2 protein-coding genes are annotated in these 2,740 nt (G+C 55.1%); both read left to right on the forward strand.

The window, feature by feature from the left end; genetic code table 11:
- Positions 1-112 precede the first annotated feature (112 nt).
- The gene (locus QZ197_RS15725) at positions 113-1,396 is read left to right on the forward strand and encodes a hypothetical protein (RefSeq protein WP_296433161.1); all 1,284 of its coding nucleotides are present in this window, start codon (positions 113-115) and stop codon (positions 1,394-1,396) included.
- Positions 1,381-2,727: an oligosaccharide repeat unit polymerase gene (locus QZ197_RS15730; RefSeq protein WP_296433162.1), complete on the forward strand. Its 1,347-nt coding sequence runs from the start codon at positions 1,381-1,383 to the stop codon at positions 2,725-2,727. Before QZ197_RS15725 ends, QZ197_RS15730 begins: the two co-directional genes overlap by 16 nt.
- Positions 2,728-2,740 lie beyond the last annotated feature (13 nt).

A 2,740-nucleotide genomic window follows, 5' to 3' on the forward strand; every position in this document is an offset into this window, starting at 1 on the left:
GCCCCACATTCCTTTGCTCGGCTTTTTGCAGGGTTAAGGAAACATAAAGGAGTTAACCTTTAATTAATCACAATGAATGAACACTGAAGCGGTCCTGTAAAAGGCAGGGCGCATGTTTTGGGTTTTGGATTTGATGATCAAACTGGCCTTGCGTAGATTGCGAAAGACCGATGTGGCAGGGCCGCTATTGCTACGCGCTGCTGTGGTTGGGCTGAATTTCTGTGTGATGGTTTGGCTGAGTTTTCAGCTGGGGCTTGGTGCATTTGGCGCGTTGATTTACCTTTGGGGTGGGGCGCTGGTCACGAGTGCGATTGTGTCATGCGGTGGTCCTTTGGTGCTATTGCGCGCACTATGTGATGGGTCTGGTCTGCGGCTAAGCCAAATGATCGGACTGACCGCCGTTCTACCCAGTTTACTGTGCGGAATTGGCTGGTTCGCGATCTCATTAGTCATGCCCGACGACAGATGGGCCACACTTTTTGCGGTCGCTTTAAGTGCAAATGCGGTGGGCTGTTTGGCCAGCATCATGCGGGCGATGGGAAGTGTGCAATCCTCAATGCTGTTGCGTGACGCAGGGCCTTTCACTGCGTTGGGGGTCGCTGCTTTGCTGCAACCAACGGGCGACGCGAAGGCGTTGCTTTGGATCGCTGCTGCGTTGATGTGCTTGATGGTCGCCGCCGCGACACTGTGGTGCGTGATGCATCGCGGCGCCTTGGCAAAACCTGCCGGTAATCACGGCAAATGGCTTAGTCTGCCCCTTTGGGGTACGTCGATACTGGGCATGTTGATGGCGCAAGTCGATCTGATCATCGGTGGCACATTCATGAACGCAGAGGCACTGGGGCTTTACGCACTCTTGCGCCGGATTGCGAATGTCGTGGCCTTGCCCGTAACCGTCGCCACATGGGTCAGCGCAAAACCAGTCGCTGCAGCCTACGGAGCGGGCGACTTGATCGCACTCGAACAAGCCAGCGCAAAAGGTAGCCAAATCGCATGGTACCCTGCACTTTGTATCGCGGCTGTTTGCCTTTGCGGGTTAGCCATATCTGCAACATCACCATTGCTGATCGTCACATCCCAAATTGCCACATGCTTTGGCATTTTGCTGTTCGGCGCGTTAGTTCAGGCCTTTCTAGCTTCTGGATTCACGGTAGCCACGCTAAGCAAATACGCGGCACTTTCGGTCATTGCGCGTGCCGCCACAATCTCAAGCTACCTCTGTTTCGCGGCATTTCTTGGAGCCAACATGAGCCCGATCAGCAATGCGATTGGGTACACCGTTGCGATGTGCCTTGGCAGCGGCCTTGTCTGGGCGGTCTTGCTGCAAAGACTGGGCATCGACACCTCTGCTTGCGTGCTTTGGCGCCGGGAGGTGCCCGCGTGGAGAACCTCTTGATTGTCGCATTGGCCTGTATGGTCACGGCTTTGCCGTTTTGGTTGGGTGGACGCTATGGGGCTGTCCCGCTGGTATCACCCATGCATCTGCTCAGCTATTTTTGCGCCTTCGGCTTCTTGGTCAAAGCGGTCGTCTACGCCTTTGCGCCAGAGTGGTCTTTTTATAGTCGTTTCATCGACACACCCGGTGCTGATCTAAAGGGGGCACTGTATCTGGGCACGTTTATCTTGTTGATGTGTGCGGGATATCGTGTCGGCGTGCATGCCTCTGATCGTCCCGCCGCAGTCCGCGAAATCCGTCTGATTGCGTCTGGTCTGCAAAGGCATAACTGGCTGTTCGCAGCATCCTTTATGATCGCAGGGCTGACCCTTGTTCTCATGCTACGCGCGCGGGGCGTGTCCGGAATTTCGGCTGATCTGTTGGAAACGCTGAATACGGACAAACAGATCAATGTAGACGCAGCTGGAAACGGGGCGACGCTGGCAGGGATCAAGACACTATTCATCGTGCCAAAATGCGCTTTCGTGCTGTTGTTCGCCAATGGGATCGTGTTGCGCAATGCGATGGTGTTGGCGCAATCGGCGTTGATCGCAGCCTTGGTGGTTTGCATTGCTTTGGTTTCCGGCGACCGTTTTGAACTGGTCGAGCTGTTCGCTTTTGGCGCAATCACCTATCTTCTGGTCGGTGGCCCCGTCCGGTTACGATCACTGTTTGTCGCGTTCATAGCAGCGACGACGGTGCTTTTGTTCTCGGCCTATATGACCGCGCTGCGGGGCAATGACGCAGGGTTGTTGCACCAAGTCGTCGGCTCAACGTACTTCCTAGATTTCAATGCCGCTGTGATGGTCACAGACCGCGTAGCGCCTCAGATGTATCTATGGGGGGGAAGCTATACGTGGTGGGGCTTTGGCTGGTTCCCGCGTGCCTTCTGGCCCGACAAACCTGCCATTGATCTAGGTGTCTTTTTCAAACGCGAAGTCATGGGTTTAATGACTGGTGGCGCGTTCAATGTCACCGGCCCCGGTGAGGCATATATCAATTTCGGCCCTGCCGGAGCAGTCGTCGGTTTTGCATTGGGCTGGGTCTATCGCCGCGCAGAGATTGCAGTGCTTTGCGCGCAAAATACACTGCGGTTTGCGTCCTTCGCTTTATACCCATTGCTGTTTTACCCGTTCGTGCAAGGTACGCTGCAATCGTCATTTAGTGCTTTTATCGTCGGGGCTGTGGCCCAATTGGCGCTGATTGTCTGCGTGATTGTTCTGTGCCTGCCGCGTTACCGGCCTCGGGCAAAAACCCAAATAGCGAAGTGGGGTAAATCCCATGCCGTTTAGGTGGCTGTATCTG

It is taken from the genome of Yoonia sp. (assembly GCF_017854415.1).
Classification (GTDB): domain Bacteria; phylum Pseudomonadota; class Alphaproteobacteria; order Rhodobacterales; family Rhodobacteraceae; genus Yoonia.